The sequence below is a fragment of the Mycobacterium sp. NGS58 genome, assembly GCF_059812385.1.
Window position 1 is genome coordinate 41,023 of the sequence record NZ_JCALCO010000023.1, and the last position, 17,701, is coordinate 58,723.

The 17,701-nt window shown below is 68.4% G+C and carries 18 protein-coding genes; 3 read left to right on the forward strand and 15 right to left on the reverse strand.

Annotated elements, in window-relative coordinates; translation table 11 throughout:
- Positions 1–122 precede the first annotated feature (122 nt).
- A complete protein-coding gene (locus tag AC5Y4H_RS20160; RefSeq protein ID WP_499984335.1) occupies positions 123–416 on the reverse strand; it encodes an acylphosphatase in 294 nt (97 codons plus the stop codon).
- Positions 403–816, reverse strand: coding sequence for an OsmC family protein (locus AC5Y4H_RS20165; RefSeq protein WP_499984336.1), 414 nt, complete (start codon positions 814–816; stop codon positions 403–405). The genes AC5Y4H_RS20160 and AC5Y4H_RS20165 overlap by 14 nt, the downstream gene beginning before the upstream one ends.
- A 52-nt stretch (positions 817–868) precedes the next feature.
- On the opposite strand from AC5Y4H_RS20165, the gene AC5Y4H_RS20170 reads away from it, so the two are divergent.
- Positions 869–1,654: a PIG-L deacetylase family protein gene (locus tag AC5Y4H_RS20170; protein ID WP_499984337.1), complete on the forward strand. Its 786-nt coding sequence runs from the start codon at positions 869–871 to the stop codon at positions 1,652–1,654.
- A 4-nt stretch (positions 1,655–1,658) separates the two neighbouring features.
- On the opposite strand, the gene mutM is transcribed toward AC5Y4H_RS20170, so the two are convergent.
- From mutM to sepIVA, 4 genes are all read right to left on the reverse strand, one after another.
- On the reverse strand, positions 1,659–2,528 hold the full coding sequence (gene mutM, locus AC5Y4H_RS20175; RefSeq protein ID WP_499984338.1) for a DNA-formamidopyrimidine glycosylase: 870 nt from the start codon (positions 2,526–2,528) through the stop codon (positions 1,659–1,661).
- Entirely contained in the window at positions 2,529–3,242 is a 714-nt protein-coding gene (gene rnc / locus AC5Y4H_RS20180; protein ID WP_499984340.1) for a ribonuclease III, read from the reverse strand. It abuts the gene before it with no gap.
- Positions 3,239–3,838 (reverse strand): YceD family protein, encoded by a 600-nt coding sequence (locus AC5Y4H_RS20185; RefSeq protein WP_499984342.1) that lies wholly within the window; start codon positions 3,836–3,838, stop codon positions 3,239–3,241. Before AC5Y4H_RS20185 ends, rnc begins: the two co-directional genes overlap by 4 nt.
- Positions 3,839–3,908: 70 nt before the next feature.
- Positions 3,909–4,646, reverse strand: a complete 738-nt coding sequence (gene sepIVA / locus AC5Y4H_RS20190) for a cell division protein SepIVA (protein ID WP_499984442.1) — start codon at positions 4,644–4,646, stop codon at positions 3,909–3,911.
- Positions 4,647–5,017: 371 nt separating this feature from the next.
- Here sepIVA and AC5Y4H_RS20195 point away from each other — a divergent pair, with 371 nt between their 5' ends.
- The gene (locus tag AC5Y4H_RS20195; protein ID WP_499984345.1) at positions 5,018–6,178 is read left to right on the forward strand and encodes a permease; all 1,161 of its coding nucleotides are present in this window, start codon (positions 5,018–5,020) and stop codon (positions 6,176–6,178) included.
- Between the two features lie 6 nt (positions 6,179–6,184).
- Here the strand turns inward: AC5Y4H_RS20195 and AC5Y4H_RS20200 are convergent, their stop codons facing one another.
- From AC5Y4H_RS20200 to AC5Y4H_RS20225, 6 genes are all read right to left on the reverse strand, one after another.
- Positions 6,185–7,894, reverse strand: coding sequence for a thiamine pyrophosphate-requiring protein (locus AC5Y4H_RS20200; protein ID WP_499984348.1), 1,710 nt, complete (start codon positions 7,892–7,894; stop codon positions 6,185–6,187).
- Between the two features lie 45 nt (positions 7,895–7,939).
- A complete protein-coding gene (gene coaD, locus AC5Y4H_RS20205; protein ID WP_499984349.1) occupies positions 7,940–8,422 on the reverse strand; it encodes a pantetheine-phosphate adenylyltransferase in 483 nt (160 codons plus the stop codon).
- Positions 8,423–8,493: 71 nt separating this feature from the next.
- Positions 8,494–9,048, reverse strand: a complete 555-nt coding sequence (gene rsmD / locus AC5Y4H_RS20210; protein WP_499984351.1) for a 16S rRNA (guanine(966)-N(2))-methyltransferase RsmD — start codon at positions 9,046–9,048, stop codon at positions 8,494–8,496.
- Between the two features lie 10 nt (positions 9,049–9,058).
- On the reverse strand, positions 9,059–9,694 hold the full coding sequence (locus tag AC5Y4H_RS20215; RefSeq protein WP_499984352.1) for a vitamin K epoxide reductase family protein: 636 nt from the start codon (positions 9,692–9,694) through the stop codon (positions 9,059–9,061).
- Entirely contained in the window at positions 9,691–10,458 is a 768-nt protein-coding gene (locus AC5Y4H_RS20220) for a DsbA family protein (protein WP_499984354.1), read from the reverse strand. Before AC5Y4H_RS20220 ends, AC5Y4H_RS20215 begins: the two co-directional genes overlap by 4 nt.
- Positions 10,459–10,559: 101 nt before the next feature.
- A complete protein-coding gene (locus AC5Y4H_RS20225) occupies positions 10,560–11,678 on the reverse strand; it encodes an alpha/beta hydrolase (protein ID WP_499984355.1) in 1,119 nt (372 codons plus the stop codon).
- A gap of 455 nt (positions 11,679–12,133) precedes the next feature.
- On the opposite strand from AC5Y4H_RS20225, the gene AC5Y4H_RS20230 reads away from it, so the two are divergent.
- The gene (locus tag AC5Y4H_RS20230) at positions 12,134–12,979 is read left to right on the forward strand and encodes an aldo/keto reductase (protein WP_499984444.1); all 846 of its coding nucleotides are present in this window, start codon (positions 12,134–12,136) and stop codon (positions 12,977–12,979) included.
- A gap of 4 nt (positions 12,980–12,983) precedes the next feature.
- On the opposite strand, the gene AC5Y4H_RS20235 is transcribed toward AC5Y4H_RS20230, so the two are convergent.
- Genes AC5Y4H_RS20235 through AC5Y4H_RS20245 form a run of 3 tightly spaced genes read right to left on the reverse strand, consistent with a single transcriptional unit; the run spans position 12,984 to position 17,619 of the window.
- Positions 12,984–13,697 carry an HNH endonuclease family protein gene (locus AC5Y4H_RS20235; RefSeq protein ID WP_499984357.1) on the reverse strand — a complete coding sequence of 238 codons (714 nt, stop codon included), beginning with the start codon at positions 13,695–13,697 and terminating at the stop codon, positions 12,984–12,986.
- Entirely contained in the window at positions 13,694–15,913 is a 2,220-nt protein-coding gene (gene recG / locus AC5Y4H_RS20240; RefSeq protein WP_499984358.1) for an ATP-dependent DNA helicase RecG, read from the reverse strand. Before recG ends, AC5Y4H_RS20235 begins: the two co-directional genes overlap by 4 nt.
- A gap of 2 nt (positions 15,914–15,915) precedes the next feature.
- A complete protein-coding gene (locus tag AC5Y4H_RS20245) occupies positions 15,916–17,619 on the reverse strand; it encodes a DAK2 domain-containing protein (protein ID WP_499984446.1) in 1,704 nt (567 codons plus the stop codon).
- Positions 17,620–17,701 lie beyond the last annotated feature (82 nt).

Consider the following 17,701-nt stretch of genomic DNA (forward strand, 5'->3'; position numbering starts at 1 on the left):
GTGTCGGCCCGCCCGAAACATTGCCGCGCTGTGAGTGGTAGACGCACTGGTCACAGTGGTCACATCAGCCACGGAAAGATGGCGACTACGGCTTTGCGGAACGCGCTAGGCCGCGACGTGCCTCAGCGCTCGACGAAACCCTCGAGCCGCTCCTGCGGCTGGGACCAGTCGGCCTCGACCTTGTCGACGTGCCCGGGCCGCGACGGCCACGCCTTACCACCTTCCAGCAGGTGCAGCAGCTTCTCCCCCGCCGCCCGCGGCCCCTGAGCGACCACCAGAACGCGGCCGTCGGCCTGGTTGGCCGCGTAACCGGTGAGGCCCAGCTCGAGCGCCCGGCAGCGCGTCCACCAACGAAAACCGACCCCCTGGACCCGGCCGTGCACCCACGCGGTGAGCCGGGCGTCAGGCTCCGGCATCGCTGACCTCGAAGTTGACGCTGGTGCCGGACTTGAGTGTTCGCCCCACGGTGCAGACCTGGTCGATGGCCCGGTTGACCACGACCAGCAGGCGCTCCTTGTCGCCGTCGGCCAGGCCGGTCAGGTCCAGTTCCATCGTCTCTTCCAGCAGCGGGTAACGCTCCTGCTCGCGGTCGGCGGCGCCGGAGACCTTGATGACCACCTTGTAGTCCACGCCCAGCCGGCGGGCCAGCGGTAGATCGCTGGACATCCCGCTGCACGCCGCGAGCGCGATCTTGAGCAGCTCACCGGGCGTGAACACGCCCTCGACGTCCTCGGAACCGACCAACACCTGGGCGCCGCGTGAGCTGTAACCGGTGTAGCGGCGAGTTCCGGTGCGTTCCACCCACAGTTCGGCCATGGCTCATTTCTACCGGGCGCCCGAACTCCGGCGCGCGGGCATACTGCTTTGCATGGCCACCGTGGTCGCATTCCACGCCCACCCCGACGACGAGGTCGTGCTCACCGGCGGCACCCTGGCGCGGGCGGCCGCAGCCGGGCACCGGGTGGTCGTGGTCACGGCGACCGACGGGCGCATCCACAACGAAGAAGAAAACCATCGCATCGACGAATTACGGTCGAGTGCAGAGGTTCTCGGGGCGCAGCGGGTGGAGTGCCTCGGGTACGCCGACAGCGGCTACGGTCCGCTGTTCTACCCGGATCCACCCGGGCGCGTGAGATTCGGGCGTGCGGACGTCGACGAGGCGGCCGGGCTGCTGGCCGGCATCCTGCGCGACGAACGCGCCGACCTGCTGCTCAGCTACCAGCCGAACGGGGGCTACGGCCACCGCGACCACGTGCAGGTGCACCACGTCGGCAAGCGCGCCGCCGAACTCGCCGCCACTCCTCGGGTGCTCGAGGTGACGATGCCGCGCGAAATGCTGCTCCGTGTCAGCGATATCGCGCACCTGCTGCGGCTGCCGGGGCCTTACGAGCGCGACGTCGTGCGCGGCGCATATGCTCCGCGCGCGACAATCACCCATCGGGTCAACGTCTTTCGCTTTGCGCGCCAGAAGCGAGATGCTCTGGCCGCGCACCGCTCTCAGATCGGCGCTTCCGGACCGGCCGCGCGGGCGTTCGGACTACTGCTGCGGTTGCCGCCCCAGGTGTTCGGTGCGCTGTTTTGCCACGAGTGGTTCGTGGACCCGGCGTTGCCCGCGGGGACGCTGCGCCGGGACATATTCGATGAGCCGCGGTGAACGCTCAACCCCGCGGTCGCGGTTGGCATTTCGGGCAGTAGAACGACGAACGGTTCATGAATTTCTCCCGTCGCATCACCGCCCCGCAGCGCCGGCAGGCTTTACCCTCGCGGCCATAGGCGTCCAGTGACCGGTCGAAGTATCCCGATTCGCCGTTCACGTTGACGTAGAGCGAATCAAACGAGGTCCCGCCCTTGGCCAGCGCATCGCGCATGACCTCGGCGGCGGCGTCGAGCACGGCGGTCAGCTGTTTGCGGCTCAGCGTGTCGGCGATCCGCGCGCCGTTCAGCTTGGCCCGCCACAGCGCCTCGTCGGCGTAGATGTTGCCGATGCCGGATACCACCTGCTGATCGAGAAGCTGCCGCTTGATCTCGGAATGCTTGCGCCGCAACACTTTTACCACGGCGCCGGCATCGAAACGGGGGTCCAGCGGGTCACGCGCCAGATGCGCGACCGGCTCGGGCACCACGCTGCCGTCTACCTCGGCCAGGTCGGCGAGCATCCAGCCACCAAAAGTGCGCTGGTCGGCGAAACTCAGCACGGTCCCGTCGTCGAGCAGCGCGGAGATCCGGACGTGGTCGGCGCGCGGCACCTCACCCAGCAGCATCTGCCCGCTCATGCCGAGGTGGACCACCAGCGCTGTGTCCGATTCCTGGCCGGCGGGTTCCGTGTCCAGCAGCAGCCACAGGTACTTGCCGCGCCGGTCGGTACCGGTGATCCGCGCGTCGAGCAACCGGGCGGTGAGGTCCGCGGGCCCCGCTTCGTGCCGACGCACCGCGCGCGGGTGGTGCACCCGCACCGCGGTGATCGTCTTGCCGACGACGTGGGAGTGCAAGCCGCGGCGCACCACCTCGACTTCGGGCAGTTCGGGCATCTAGACGGACGTTTTTCCCGCGGGGTCCAGCACGTCGAGTGCCTTCCAGGTGGCCGCCGCGGCCTTCTGCTCGGCCTCCTTCTTGGAGCGGCCGACGCCCGTGCCGTATTCGATTTCCGCCACCACGACCACCGCGGTGAATTCCTTGTCGTGATCGGGGCCGGTGGAGGTGACGACGTAGGACGGCGCCCCCATGCCGCGGGCCGCGGTCAGCTCTTGCAGGCTGGTCTTCCAGTCCAGCCCGGCCCCCAGGGTCGGCGCCGCATCCAGGAGCGGGCCGAACAACCGCAGGATCACGTCGCGCGCAACGTCGATGCCGTGATCGAGGTAGATCGCGCCCAGCAACGATTCCATGCCGTCGGCCAGGATGCTCGATTTGTCGGCGCCGCCGGTGTTGGCTTCCCCGCGCCCCAGCAGCAGGTGGACGCCGAGACCCCCGTCGCACAGCTTGCGCGCGACGTCGGCCAGCGCCTGCGTGTTGACCACGCTGGCGCGCAGTTTGGCCAGGTCACCCTCGGTGCGGTCGGGATGGCGGTGGTACAGCTCGTCGGTGATGGTCAGGCCCAGCACGGCATCGCCCAGAAATTCCAGGCGCTCGTTGGTCGGCAGTCCCCCGTGTTCGTACGCGTAGCTGCGGTGCGTCAGCGCCAGGGACAGCAGTTCCTCCGACAGCTCGACCCCGAGGGCATCGAGTAGCGCTTGCCGTGAACTCACCGCTTACCCCGCGGCTCGTCCGATTCGGCGCCGAACATGCCCGCCAGCTTGGCCCACCGAGGGTCGATGCGATCGTGGTGATGGGCCGGCTCGGCGGCCAGCGAAACGCCGCACTCGGGGCACAGCCCCGGGCAGTCCGGCGTGCACACGGGCGAGAACGGGAGCTCCAGTCCCACGGCGTCGACGATGGACTGCTCGAGGTCGATGGTGTTGTCAACGATGTGGCCCACCTCGTCTTCCTCGGTGGTCGCCTCGGTGGTGCTGTCCGGGTAGGCGAACAACTCGGTGAGCCGCACTTGCACCTGTCCGTCGAGCCTGGTCAGGCAACGGGCGCAGTCGCCGACCGTGGGCGCGGTGACCGTCCCGGTCACCAAGACGCCCTCGGACACCGATTGAATCTGTAAGTCCAGCTCGAGCGGGGCATCCGCCTCGATCGCGACCATGTCCAGCCCGATGCGCGACGGGCTGGGCACGGTTTTCTGCAACGTCACCATCGCGCCGGGGCGGCGCCCGAGCCGGGTGATGTCGAACACCATCGGGCCCGCCAGCCGTGACGTCGCGCCGCGGGCCGATGATGTGCTGTGCTGGCGCGTCATAGTAGGAAATCCTACGGCGCTGACCGCATAATTCCAGGGCGCGCCCGCCCGGCCTACGGCCGCGAAACGGCTAGCGCACGGCGTAGTCGTGGGTTCCGGCCGCCGTCCGCAGTTGGTGACGGCCGCGCCCTACCGACCGCAGGGTGCCGTTGAGGAATTCCTCGAATTCGGCGAGTTTGTTGTCGACGTAGATGTCGCACTCGCCGCGCAACCGGTCGGCCTCGGCGTGCGCCGAGTCGATGAGCCGCGTGGCCTCCGCGTTGGCCGCCTCCACCACGCTGTTCTGCGAGACCAGGCGCTGCTGTTCCTTGATGCCCTCTTGCACGGCCTTCTCGTAGGAGATGTTGCCGTTTTCCAGGAGCCGGTCGGCTTCGGCCTGGGCGCGGCTGACGCTGGCCTCGTACTCACGCTTGGCCGCCGTGGCGATGCGCATGGCCTCTTCGCGGGCCTCGCCGACCATCCGCTCGCTGTGCTGGCGCGCTTCGCTCACCATCCGGTCCGCTTGCGCCTTGGCATCGGACAGCAGCCGGTCGGCCTCTGAGCGGGCATGGTTGAGCATCGACTCCGACTCGGTGGTCGCCGAGGACACCATGGACTCGGAGTGCGCCTTGGCGTCGGACAGCATGGAGTCGCGCGCGTCCAGGACGTCCTGGGCGTCGTCCAGTTCGCCCGGGATCGCGTCCTTGATGTCGTCGATCAGCTCCAGCACGTCGCCGCGAGGCACCACGCAGCCGGCCGTCATCGGAACGCCACGGGCTTCTTCCACGATGGCGCTGAGTTCGTCCAGCGCCTCAAAGACTCGATACACGGCCATACCCTCCTGGCGTTTGCAAAGCTTTTGTTGTTACCAGTGTGCCTGGTGTTGTCCCTGTGACAGCGGTGGCGACACCGGTGTGTCGGGTATTTGCCCATCCGGGCCGATATTCGTTGCCGGCCCCGGTCGATGCAGCAAGGGCGCAGGCCCTTGGTTGCGTCGATGGGTGGGGGCGCGGCTGTTTGCCAGCGATTCTAGTTGGCGGACGACTGATGGCACTATCCCGACCGTCATTTAGTGCCGACGGGCGGGCACCGTCTCGCGGATGAACACCGCGTTGCTCCCGGTATATACCCCCAAGGGGTATACTCGCCCGGGGGCGTGGCCGCCCGGGCGCGTGTCGGTTTACCGCAGGAGGATTCTCAATGACGGTGATGTCCGCGGTCGGGCACGCATTGACGATCGCAGGGTCGATGACGTGGGAAATCCTATGGGCGCTGATTCTGGGCTTCGCGCTGTCGGCGGTGGTGCAGGCGGTCGTGCGGCGCTCGACGATCGTGGCGCTGATGGGTGACGACCGGCCGAGGACCCTGGCGGTCGCGGCCGGGCTGGGCGCGGCATCGTCGTCGTGTTCCTATGCCGCGGTCGCGCTGGCGAGGTCGCTGTTCCGCAAGGGCGCGAGCTTCACCGCCGCGATGGCGTTCGAAATCGGGTCGACCAACCTGGTCGTGGAGTTGGGCGTCATCCTGGCCCTGCTGATGGGCTGGCAATTCACCGCCGCCGAATTCGTCGGCGGCCCATTGATGATCGTGGTGCTGGCCGTCCTGTTCCGGCTGTTCGTGCGCTCGCGGCTCGTCGACGCCGCGCGGGAGCAGGCCGAGAAGGGAGTCGCCGGCTCGATGGAAGGCCACGCCGCCATGGATATGTCCATCCAGGGAGAAGGCCCGTTCTGGCGACGCCTGTTCTCCCCGGCGGGCCTGACCTCGGTGTCGCACGTGTTCGTGATGGAGTGGCTCGCCATCCTGCGCGACCTTGTCCTGGGCTTGCTGATCGCGGGTGCCGTCGCGGCCTGGGTGCCCGAAAAATTCTGGCAGATCTTCTTTTTGGCCGATCACCCAGGCCTCTCGGCGATCTGGGGGCCGATCGTGGGGCCCGTTGTGGCGATCCTGTCCTTCGTGTGCTCGATCGGCAATGTCCCGCTGGCCGCGGTGTTGTGGAACGGGGGGATCAGCTTCGGCGGCGTCATCGCGTTCATCTACGCCGACCTGTTGATCCTTCCGATCCTGAACATCTACCGCAAGTACTACGGGACTCGGATGATGCTGACGCTGCTGGGTACCTTCTACGCCGCGATTATCGCCGCCGGGTATTTGGTCGAATTGATCTTCGGCACGACTCATCTCATTCCCGCGCAGCGCAATGCGACGGTGCTCGAAGCGTCGATCTCGTGGAACTACACGACCTGGCTCAACATCGCGTGCCTGGTGCTCGCGGTCGTCCTGGTCGCCCGTTTCATCATGTCCGACGGTCTGCCGATGGTGCGCATGATGGGCGGTTCGCCCGATGCCGGCGAGCATCAGCACTGACCGGCCTCAGGGTTGCGGCAACCGCACGTCGAGCACCGCGCAGCGCCCTTGCTCGGCCTCGGCGAGCGCCCATTTGACGGCCTCGCCCATCTCCGCCGGCGTGTGCACACTGCGTCCGCTGCCCCCGCAGGCCTTGGCCAGAGCGGCGTAATCCGCGCCCGGGGTGAGCTGCGTTTCGCCGAAGTCGTTCTCCCGCACCGACACTCCGTCCGGATACAACGCCATCACCGGCAACTTGGAGGCCAGATACGACTGGTTGTTCAAGACGACCGTCACGAACGGCGCGCCGTGGCGATGCGCCGACCACAACGCCGCGGTGGGCACGCCGAAGTTGAACGAGCCGTCCCCGCATATGGCGACGACGGGTGCCTCCGGCCGGGCCAGTTTGACCCCGAAGGCGCCGCCGAGCGCCCAGCCCAAAGCCGGTGCGCCCGTGTCGAAGAAGTGCCCGGGCGCCCGGCGTACCTGTCGAGCGACGGCGGACCGGTTGGTCACGGCCTCCTGGACCACCACTGCGTCTTCGGGCAGGGCGCTTGCCAGCGCGGCCATCATCGCATCGGCGGCGTCCTCCGGGCTGTCGGAGGCCGCGCGGCGGGCCGCTTCGCAGATGCGTTGCGCGATGTCGGCCTCGGCCGCCTGCCGCCGTGCGGCCCACTTCTCCCGCAATTCATCGGTGGCCAGCCGCAACAGGGTCTGCTCGAGAAGTACCAGCGCGACGCGGGTGTCGGCGGTCAAGGCGACCTCGACGGGATACGACCACAGCGGCATGCTCGCTTTGACCGGATCCCCGTCGATCTGCACCACGCGGGCATCCGCGGGCGGGCCCAGCTGCGACGGCACCCAGGGCACTTCGGAGTCCAGCAGCAGCACGGTATCGGCATTTCCCAGCGGGGCGGCGTCGCCCACCACGTGCAGCGGATGCCCCAGCGGCAGGTTGGCGCGGTCGCCTTGATCGATCACCGGCGCGCCGAGCAACTCCGCGATGCGGCCCAGCACGGTCGCGGCCCCCGGGTCGGCGCCGGTCCGGGCGGTGACGATGGCAACCCGCTTGCCCGCCACCAGGATTCCCGCCAGGCGTCCGAGCGCGCCCGGATCCGGGCCGGGCGGTATGGCCGGCGGCAGCCTGCGCGGCATTACGCCGGCGCCGGGCTCCATCAGCGCTTCCCGCGGCAGCATGACGTAGGCCGGACCGGTCGGGCACGACTGGGCGACCTGGAACGCACGGCGGACGATCGGCGCCAGCTCGCGGCCGCGGGGAACCTCCATGTGCCACTTGGCGTAGTTGCGTACGACGCCCGGCTGGTCGAGTTGCTCTTGCTGCCAATGGATGTAGGTATCGCGGTGACCGCGCACCTGCGGCGCCGAACTGTAGGGAGTCCGCCCGGCGAACAGCACCACCGGGGTTCCGTTGCGCTGGGCGTTGTGCAGCTGGCAGCCCAGGTTCAGCGTCCCGGCATCGACGTGCACCATGACCGCCTGTGGGCGGCCGCTGGCCATGTGATGGCCGATGGCCGCGGCCAGGGCGATGCTCTCGTGCACGCACAACACCGCCCGCGGGCTCGGCGTGCCGGCCGCACGCGCCGCCGCCAGCGCCTCCTGGATCGGGGCGGAATCGGTTCCGGGGTTGATGAAGAAGTGCGCGACTCCCTCGTCGGCCAGCAGCGCGATCAGGTCGGCCGCGGCCTCGGGTACCTCGGATGGGATGTCTTCCGTCATGGCTGCCGTTCTCCTATCGATGTCGGCGACCTCAGGTACCCCGGATCAGGACCGTTCCGAAAGCCTTTCCCGCAAGCGACGATTCACCGGTTCTGGCAGCAGCTCCGACACGTCGCCACCGAGCATCGCGACCTCTTTGGCCAGCGACGACGACACGAACGAATAACGTGGGGCGGTGGCGACGAAGAAGGTGTCCACGCCTGCCACGTGTTTGTTCATCTGCGCCATCTGCAGCTCGTATTCGAAGTCGGTGCCGGTACGCAGGCCCTTCACGATCGCCGTCATGCCGCGTGCGCGGACGAAATCGACGACCAGACCCTGCCCGGCTTCCGCTCGCAGGTTGGGCAGGTGCGTCGTCGATTCGTTGATCATCGCGATCCGCTCGTCGAGGTCGAACATGCCCTTCTTGGCGGGGTTGGTCAGGATCGCCACCACCACCTCGTCGAACTGAGCCGACGCGCGCTCGAAGACGTCGATGTGGCCCAACGTCACCGGGTCGAAAGAACCCGGGCACACCGCGCCGCTCATGCGGGCGCTCCGGCGCCAAGGGGCGGTCTCCGCACATCGGCGATCATGACGAATGACGGTACACGCCCGCCTCACTGACGCTCGGCCAGTTCCAGACGGGTGTCGCCGTAAACCCGTTGCGGCCATACCGACCAGCCGGCCGGCCAGTTCAGCGGCGGGCCGCCGGCCGCCCGCTCCACCACCGCAACGCTGCCCTCGTGCACCCAGCCATGCGCGGGCAACGCGGCCAGCACGGCCCCGATCTCGGCGGCGTCGACGTCGTAGGGCGGGTCGGCCAGCACCAGATCGAACGCGACTGCGGCCCCGGCCGCCAGCACGGTGGCGACCTCCCCCCGGCGCAGCGTCGCGCCGCGCAGACCCAGGGTTTCGATGTTGCGCGCGATGACCGATCCGGTTCGGGGGTCCGACTCCACGAAGAGCGCGGCGGCCGCGCCGCGGGACAACGCCTCCAATCCCAGTGCGCCCGAACCGGCGAAGAGGTCCAGCACGTTGAGGCCGGTCAATTCCAGGCGCGCGGTCAGGATGTTGAACAGCGACTCGCGGACGCGGTCGGTGGTGGGCCTGGTGCCGCGCGGCGGGACCGCGATGCGCCGGCCCCCGGCCGCCCCGCCAATGATCCGAGTCACCTGCAGCTACCTACAACAGCGTCGACCAATAGTCCCAGAACCGCGCCATGATCAATAAGAACACCGCGGTGAACCAGAGGGCGGCGATGGACCAGCGCCATTGGAAGAGCACCCACCCAAAACCCCGGCGCTGCGGGCGATAGGCGATCGAGGCGACCACCACCAGTAGCGACATGGTGACGGCCCACACCACCATGCAGTATGGGCACAGCGCGTTGATCCGATACAGGCTCTGGAAGATCAGCCAGTGCACGAACACCGCGCCGACCACCACACCGATCGTCAGTCCAACCCAATACCATTGCGGCAGGGCCACTTTCGTCAATGCCAGCAGTCCCGTGACGACCACCACGGTGAAGGCCACCAGCCCCAGCAGCGGATTGGGGAAGCCCAGCAACGACGCCTGGGGGGTGATCATCACCGAGCCGCAGGCCAGGATCGGGTTGATGTTGCAGGACGGCACGTACGACGGGTCGAGCAGGATGTCGATCTTCTCGACCGTCAGGGTCATCGATGCGGCCAGGCCGATCAGACCGGCGATCAGCACCCACCAGGCGCTGAGCGGCGGCACCCGCGGCGCTGAAGGGGGATCCGGTGTCAGGTCGCCGGTGCGATCGGCAGCTTCGGTCGACACCGCACCGGTCACATGGAGGCCGGCGCGACCGCGCCGTCGATACCCGGGATGTTGCCCACGATTTCTTTGATTCTGTTGACCAGCGCGTCGGGCGTCGAGGGGTCGTAGTCGTCGCCGTTGATCTTGATGGTCGGCGTGGCGTTGATATGTCCGGCCGCCGCTTCGCCGGTGACCTTGGACAGGTACTTGCCGCTGTTGACGCAGTCCGGCACCTTGCCCGCCGCACCCGCCTCACGGGCGAGTTCGATCAGCCGCGCATTGTCCGGGAAGGTCTTGCCGGTTTCGCTCGGCTGGATGTCGGTGCTGAACAGCGCGGAGTGGAAGCGCCGGAACGCATCCTGGCTCTCGTCGGCGACGCACAGCGCCGCGGCACCCGCGCGCGACGAGTAGTTCTGGTTTCGCGAGCTGTCGAGGATCGACACCATCGAGTAGTCCGCCGCGATGGCACCGATGTCGATGAGCCGAGAGACAGTCGGGCCGAAGGTGCGCTCGAAGTTGCCGCAGGCCGGGCACAGGAAGTCCTCGTAGAACGTCACCACGGCCTTGGGGTTGCTGCTGCCCGGCTGGGTGACCAGCTTGCTCGATGTCACCCGCACCGTGTCGCCGGCGCCGGTGGGACCGGGCTTCTTGTGGTGCGAAGTGACGATGTAGAAGACGAGGGCGACCGCGAAGATGACCACGAATGCGGTGCCGCCGATTTGGACGAGCCGGCTCGACTTACCGCCGGAGGCCGACTTCATGTCGAATCGCGGGGGACGTTTGGGTGTGTCGGCCACAGGTTCCCTGATCTTTCGCTACGAGTTGTCGGTCTGCCCGGTTGCGGACAAAGCGATCGGACAAAGCGCCTCTAGGGTACCGGCGCCGGCGCCTCAACGAATCAAACCCGGCTCAGGTGTGCGCGCAGCGCCGAAATCAGCTCGCTGGTCGCCACCATGCTGTCGCCCCCCAGCGGGAACAGATTGACGAAGCCATGTGTGAGCGTCCCGAGGTACCGCAGGTCCACCGCGATTCCGGCGGCCCGCAGCGCCTCGGCGTAGGTCTCGCCTTCGTCGCGCAGCGGATCGAAGCCGGCGACCGCGATCAGCGCGGGCGCCAGCCCGGCCAGCGATTCGGCGAGCGCCGGCGACACTCGCGGATCGGTCCGGTCCAGTCCCGAATGCCGCAGGTACTGGGATTCAAACCAGTCGATGTCCCGTTTGGTGAGCAGGAAACCACGTGAGAACAGGGTCAGCGACCGGTTCTTCGCGGTGAAGTCGGTCCGCGGGTAGATCAGCCATTGCAGCGCCGGGGCGGGGCCGTTCTCGTCGCGCGCTATCTGGCTGACGACGGCGGCGAGATTGCCGCCGGCGCTGTCCCCGCCGACGGCGACCCGTCCCGGAATCGCACCGAGCTCGCCGGCGTGTTCGTATGCCCAGGTGAACGCGGCGTAAGCGTCTTCGATGGCGGCCGGGGCCGGATGTTCGGGGGCCAGTCGGTAGTCGATCGACAACACGTGAATGCCGGCGTCGCGACAGATCAGCCGGCACAGCGCGTCATAGGTGTCCAGGTCGCCGATCGACCAACCACCACCGTGGTAGAAGACCAGCAGCGGTGCGGCCGCGCCGTCGGCCGGACGGTAGTGGCGCGCCCCGATCCCGCCGGCCGGACCGGGCAGCGACAGCTCGTCGACGTCGACGTGGATCTGCGGGCCGGGCAAACCCACGATCGATTCGCGCAGCTGGGTGCGCGACGCGTGTGCGTCGTCGTCGACGACCAGCCCGTCGATGCCGACGGCGCGCAGGCCCGACAACATCAGTTGCAAAGTTGGGTCCAGCGTGTTGCCGTCGATGATCACCGAACGACTGCGAACCAGGCCTCGGCGCAGCGCGGTCGGGATCCAGGGGATGACCTTGGTCCCGACGCTGGTGAGGGCGCCCTGGATGCGGCTGGTTAGCGGCACCGATGTGTGCTCGGCGCCAACCTGAACTCGCGGCGCGCTTGACAGAGGCCTGGTCATGAACAACCCCCTTACGACAACACGTGCTAACGCCCGACGACGAACGGTTATCGCTGACGCCGCACGTCGCCTCTCAAGGCTTACCGGCCCGGGCGGCCACCAAACGGGCGGTCAACGCCGCCGTCGGTTACCGGCCTCGCGGCATCACCGGCTTCGCCGCATCAGAGACCAGCCGACACCGGTGTGCCGCGCGACTAACTGTACGGGGTGGTCTGCGCGCGGCCGACGGCACGCATAGACACCCGTCCAGGTGTTGATTAGGTTGCCTTTATAGACTCGGTAAGATCCTGATCCCCAAGTCGGTGAGCTTTCATCGGATTGCGAGCAACTTCGACGTGTTCTATACCGAACTGAGCGCCTCGAACACGGCGCCACACGGCGCCGATCTCGCCCGGTGACGGAACCCGGCTCGGTACACAGTCTCGAACCTTCAATTTCACAGGCAGGTGAATGAATTGGCCGGCGAGTCGGGCTCCGCCTTACCCTCAATTGCTCTCAACGACGAAAACACGATCCCGGCCCTGGGCCTGGGTGTCGCGGAATTGTCGGACGACGAGACCGAACGGGCGGTCTCGGCCGCGCTGGAGATCGGCTGCCGGCTGATCGACACCGCCGCCGCCTACGGGAATGAAGCCGCCGTCGGGCGCGCGATCGCCGCCTCCGGCATTCCCCGCGCCGAGCTGTTCGTCACCACCAAGCTCGCCACCGCGGACCAGGGTTTCAAGGGGGCGATGGACGCGTGCCAGGCCAGCCTGGAGCGCCTCGGCCTGGACTACGTCGACCTCTACCTGATCCACTGGCCAGCCCCCGCCATGGGTAATTACGTGAACTCCTTCGGCGGCATGATCCAGTCCCGCGCGGAGGGTCAGGCCCGCTCGATCGGGGTCTCCAACTTCACCGAGGAATTCCTGACGACGGTCATCGACCTCACCTTCGTCACCCCGGCGGTCAACCAGATCGAGCTGCACCCGCTGCTCAACCAGGAAGCGGTGCGCAAGACCAACGCCGAGCACAACGTGCTCACGCAGTCCTACACGCCGTTGGCGCTGGGCAAGCTGAACGACAACCCGACGGTGAATTCGGTCGCCGGCGAATACGGCAAGACCGCCTCGCAGGTGTTGCTGCGGTGGAACCTGCAGCTGGGCAACGCGGTCGTCTTCCGATCGGCCAACGCCGAACACATCGGGTCCAATCTGGATGTGTTCGACTTCGAGCTGGCCGATGAGCACATGGATGCGATCAACGCGCTCAACGACGGCACTCGGCTGCGCCCGGATCCGGAGACCTACGAGGGCGCGTAACCCGCTACCCCGTCGGGCAGGTCGTGGCGGCCTGACGCAGCACGCCGGTCGACGCCTGGTCCACCGGCAACGAGTAACCGCGCAGCACCGCGATGAACTGCATGGCGTACTGGCATGCGAACGCCCCGTTCGGCGGCATCCACTGCGCCGGCGCCGAATCGCCCTTGTCCTGATTGGCCTGCCCGTCGACCGCCAGCAGGTTGGCCGGATCGTTGGCGAAGCGCAGCCGTTCGGGGGCGGGCCAGCCGTATGCGCCCATGTCCCAGGCGTAGGCGAGCGGGACGATGTGGTCGATCTGGACAGATTCGCCGACCTTGGGGCCGCGCCGGAACGCGATGGTCTTGTTGGTGTACGGGTCGTGCAGCGTGCCGGTCGCGACGGCGTCCGGGCACCGCTTGACCGACACGTAGGTCTTGTCGACGAGGTCGCGGTTGAGGATGTCGTCGCGGGTGTCGCAGCCGTTGTGTCCCATCGGCGCGTCGTTGTCGTCGTCCCAGGCATCGCCGAAGGCCGACCGCAGGTAGTCGTAGCGGTGCTGACGCAGGGGCACGACGGCGATGCCCCCGAGCACATCGGTGCCGGGCTGGACCGTCGGAACGTCGGCGCGCGCAGCGTATTCGGCGGAATGTCGTGCGGTCGAGGATCCCACCGTCTGATAGGCCACCAGCAACGCGAGCGCCGCCGCCGCGGCCAGCCACAGCAGGACTTTGCGGTTCACGACTTGTCCAAGTACTCGATGCGGTCGGTGTCGGTGAATCGCGCGGCAAGCACGGCCAGCCCGGGATTCGAGCGGTCGTCGGCGTAGGCCCCGACGCAGAAATCCCGGGCCGCCTCGATGAACTCCCGGTGGTCGGCGAGGGACAACAACCGCAACGTGATCGCCTTACCGGACTGGTTGCGGCCCAACACATCTCCCTCCCGACGTTCCTTGAGGTCGAGATCGGCCAGGGCGAAGCCGTCCAGCGTCTCGGCCACCGCGCGCAGCCGGCGGCCGGCTGACGAATTCGGCGCGGACCAGCTGGCGAACAGGCACAGGCTGGGATGGCGGCCGCGGCCGATACGGCCGCGCAGCTGATGCAACTGGCTGATCCCGAACCGGTCGGCGTCCATCACCAACATGATGGTGGCATTGGGGACATCGACGCCCACCTCGATGACGGTGGTGCACACGAGCACATCGACCTCGCCGGCCCGAAAGGCCGCCATCGCGGCGTCCTTATCCTCGGCCGACAGCCGCCCGTGCATCAGGCCCAGGCGCAGCTTCGCCAGCTCACCGGAGCGCAGCCGCGCGTACAGGCCCTCGGCGGTCTCCGGCGCCTTGGCGTTCTGCTCCTGGTCCCCCGGGTCATCGCTCTCGTCGATGCGCGGCGCCACCACGTAGGCCTGCCGGCCGGCGGCCACCTCCTCGGTGATGCGCTGCCAGGCCCGGCTCAGCCACGCGGGCTTGTCCTTGACGAAGATCACGTTGCTGGTGATCGGCTGGCGGCCGCGCGGAAGTTCGCGCAGCGTTGAGGTTTCCAGGTCCCCGTATACGGTGAGCGCCACGGTGCGCGGAATCGGCGTCGCCGTCATCACCAGCAGGTGCGGCGTCACCCCGGGACGGGCCTTGGCCCGCAACTGATCTCGCTGCTCGACCCCGAAGCGGTGCTGCTCGTCGACCACCACCATGCCCAGGTTGTCGAATTCCACCGCGTCCTGCAGCAGCGCATGGGTGCCGACGACGATGCCGACCTCGCCGCCGGCGATCTCGGCGCGGATCTGCTTCTTCTGCGCGGCGGTCATCGAACCGGTCAACAGAGCCAGCCGGGTGCCGTTGTCGGCGCCACCCAGCTGGCCCGCCATCGCCAGCGGACCGAGCACATCGCGGATCGACCGAAGATGTTGAGCTGCAAGTACTTCCGTGGGAGCGAGCAGCGCGCACTGATATCCGGCGTCGACCATCTGCAGCATCGCCAGCACCGAGACGATCGTCTTGCCGGAGCCGACCTCACCCTGCAGCAGACGATTCAGCGGTCGGGTCGCCGTTAGCTCGTCGGTCAGCACACCGAGCACCTCGCGCTGCCCCGCGGTCAGCTCGAAAGGCAAGCGCCCCAACAGTTCTGCGGCCAGACCGTCCGGACGCGGCGGCGCCGGCGGCCCCGATGCCGACAGCTCGCCGTGCCGGCGGGCAACCAGCGCCCACTGCAGGCCGACTGCTTCGTCGAAGGTCAGGCGCTCGCGGGCCCGCTGGCGCCGTGGCTCGCTCTCGGCCAGATGGATGTCGCGCAACGCCTCGTCTTCGGAGACCAGGCCGAGTTTCGCGCGCAGGCCGTCGGGCAGCGGATCCGGGACCGGGTCGAGCATGTCGAGCACTTGACGCACGCACGAAAAGATGTCCCAGCTCTGCATTTTCGTGCTGGCCGGATAAATCGGGAAGAAGTGGCGTTCGTAAGCTTCCAACAGTTCCTCGCCGCTGGTCGCACCGGAGGCGTTGGCGATGTTCTTCAGAGATCGGGTCCCGCGGTTGCGCCCATCCGGGGAGTCGAGGATGAGGAACGCCGGGTGGGTCAGCTGCATGACGTTGTTGAAGAATCCGACCTCGCCGGAGAGCATCACCTTGGCGCCCTTGGTCAGGTCCTTTTTCAGGTAGTTCGCGTTGAAGAACGTCGCGGTCACCTTGTTGCGCCCGGCGCCGAGGGTGATGCGGTGGCACAGCTTCTTCGGGGTCTTCTTCATCGGGAAGGTCTTGGTTTCGGCGATCGTGTCGATGATGGTGATGTGCTCACCCGTTTCGGGCCGCTCGCCGTCGGCTTCCCACCGCGTCGCGCCCTCGGTGTAGCTGCGCGGGTAGTGGCGCAACAGGTCGTCGACGGTGCGGATGCCGAACACCTCGTCGAGCGATTCGGCGGCCTTGGCGCCCACGACGAAGTCCAGCCGGTCGCTCAGCGACACCATCGCTACTCGACCCCGATCAGCAGCGCGTCACCGTGGTGGCCGGTGCGGTAGGTGACCAGTTCGGTCCCGGGGTGGTGGTCGTGCATGTGTTCTTCCAGGATGTCGGTGACCGCGCCCGCGTCGTCGTCGGAGTCGATGGCGGTGCCCAGCAGCACCGTCACCAGGTCGCCACCGGAGGCCAGCAGGAGATCGAGCAGGCCGATCGCCGCCCCGACCGCATCGGCGGCCACGATCAGCACCTCGTCGCCCGCGATGCCCAGGCCGTCGCCGGGGCGGCAGCGACCCGCCCAGGTCAAGGCGCTCTCGGTGGCGATGCGCACCGAACCGTGCCGCGCCGCGCCGGCGGCGCGGGCCATCGTATAGCCGTCGTCGACCGCCTGCCGGTCGGTTTCGTGCACGGCCAGCGCGGCCAGCCCCTGCACCATCGACCCGGTCGGGATCGGCACCACGTCGATCCCCCAGCCGATGGCCGCGGTGCAGCCGGCTACCAGCTCCTCGGCCGGCACGTAGCCGTTGGGCAGCACCATCACCTGGGCGGCGCCGGTGTCGACGACGGCCCGCATCAGCTGGTGCGCGCTGATGTTGGTGACGGGATCGTGCGCTGCCGGGCCGCGCTGCAGCACGCAGGCACCCTCGCCGGCGAACAGCTCCGCGGCGCCGTCGCCGTCGACCACCGCCAGCACCGCGCGCTCCCGCGTCCATCCGCCGGCCGGCAGTCCGGGCGTACCGGAACTCAATGCCGAGATGACGATGCGGCTGAGCCGCCCGGCCGACAGCCCGGCCTCGACGGCAGCGCCGGCGTCGTCGGTGTGCACGTGAACCGAGTACGTACGCTGGGCCGACGACGGTGCCGACGCGATACCGACCGAATCACCCAGCTCCGCCAGCCGTTCGCGCAGCGTGTCCGCCGCGGTGGGCTCGCAGCCGTCCAGCCGGTACATGACCTCGAATTGAGGCGCCGGGCGCTGCGCAGGCGCCGCCGGCGGCTGCGCTCGCGGAGACAGCTCGTAGACCGTGCGGGCCGGCGCTTGCCCGGTGATGGTGGACCGCAGCGCATCCAGCAGGACGAGCAGACCCCGCCCGCCGGCGTCCACGGCGCCGGCGTCGGCGAGCACGTCGAGTTGTTCGGGGGTCTTCTCCAGCGCGACCACCGCCGCGTCGCCGGCGGCGATGACCGCCGGCCCCAGCCCATCCCCGGCTGCGGCGCTCTGCGCGACCGCGTTCGCGGCCGCCCGCAGCACCGAGACGATGGTCCCGGGGATCTCCTCACCGCCCATCGAGCTGATCACCAACTCCACGGCGCGCTGCAGCGCGGCACCCAGGACGACGACGTCGATGCGTGGCAGCTCGCCCCCGGCCTCGGCGGCGGCGGTCGCGGTGACGTCGGCGACGCCGCGCAGGATCTGCGACAGGATCACCCCGGAATTGCCGCGCGCGCCGTTCAATGCACCGGCGGACAGCGCCGCCGCGGTCCGCGCGACGCAGGTCGAGCCGCCCTCGGCGCCGGTGACCACCTTGGTCTCGGCCAGCGCCGAACGCATGGTGAACAGCATGTTGGCGCCGGTATCGGAGTCGGCGACGGGGAAGACGTTGAGCCGGTTGATCTCGTCGATGTGCGTGATCAGGTCGCTGACGGCGGCGTGCGCCCAGTCGCGCAGGGTGATCGCGTCCAGGAGACGATCCTGCGACGTGTCAGCAGTGCCCAGGGTGACCCACCTCCTCCGCACCGGTCCCCCGCGGTGGGCGCCAGCGTAGCCCGGCGACGGAGCCGTTGCGTTCAGTTGCTCA

What these genes read in the sequence shown, in the direction of transcription:
- AC5Y4H_RS20160 (WP_499984335.1), bottom strand. Translation starts at nt 416, where the DNA reads ATGCCGGAGCCTGACGCCCGGCTCACCGCGTGGGTGCACGGCCGGGTC.
- AC5Y4H_RS20165 (WP_499984336.1), bottom strand. Translation starts at nt 816, where the DNA reads ATGGCCGAACTGTGGGTGGAACGCACCGGAACTCGCCGCTACACCGGT.
- AC5Y4H_RS20170 (WP_499984337.1), top strand. Translation starts at nt 869, where the DNA reads ATGGCCACCGTGGTCGCATTCCACGCCCACCCCGACGACGAGGTCGTG.
- mutM (WP_499984338.1), bottom strand. Translation starts at nt 2,528, where the DNA reads ATGCCCGAACTGCCCGAAGTCGAGGTGGTGCGCCGCGGCTTGCACTCC.
- AC5Y4H_RS20185 (WP_499984342.1), bottom strand. Translation starts at nt 3,838, where the DNA reads ATGACGCGCCAGCACAGCACATCATCGGCCCGCGGCGCGACGTCACGG.
- AC5Y4H_RS20195 (WP_499984345.1), top strand. Translation starts at nt 5,018, where the DNA reads ATGACGGTGATGTCCGCGGTCGGGCACGCATTGACGATCGCAGGGTCG.
- AC5Y4H_RS20200 (WP_499984348.1), bottom strand. Translation starts at nt 7,894, where the DNA reads ATGACGGAAGACATCCCATCCGAGGTACCCGAGGCCGCGGCCGACCTG.
- coaD (WP_499984349.1), bottom strand. Translation starts at nt 8,422, where the DNA reads ATGAGCGGCGCGGTGTGCCCGGGTTCTTTCGACCCGGTGACGTTGGGC.
- AC5Y4H_RS20225 (WP_499984355.1), bottom strand. Translation starts at nt 11,678, where the DNA reads ATGACCAGGCCTCTGTCAAGCGCGCCGCGAGTTCAGGTTGGCGCCGAG.
- recG (WP_499984358.1), bottom strand. Translation starts at nt 15,913, where the DNA reads ATGGTGTCGCTGAGCGACCGGCTGGACTTCGTCGTGGGCGCCAAGGCC.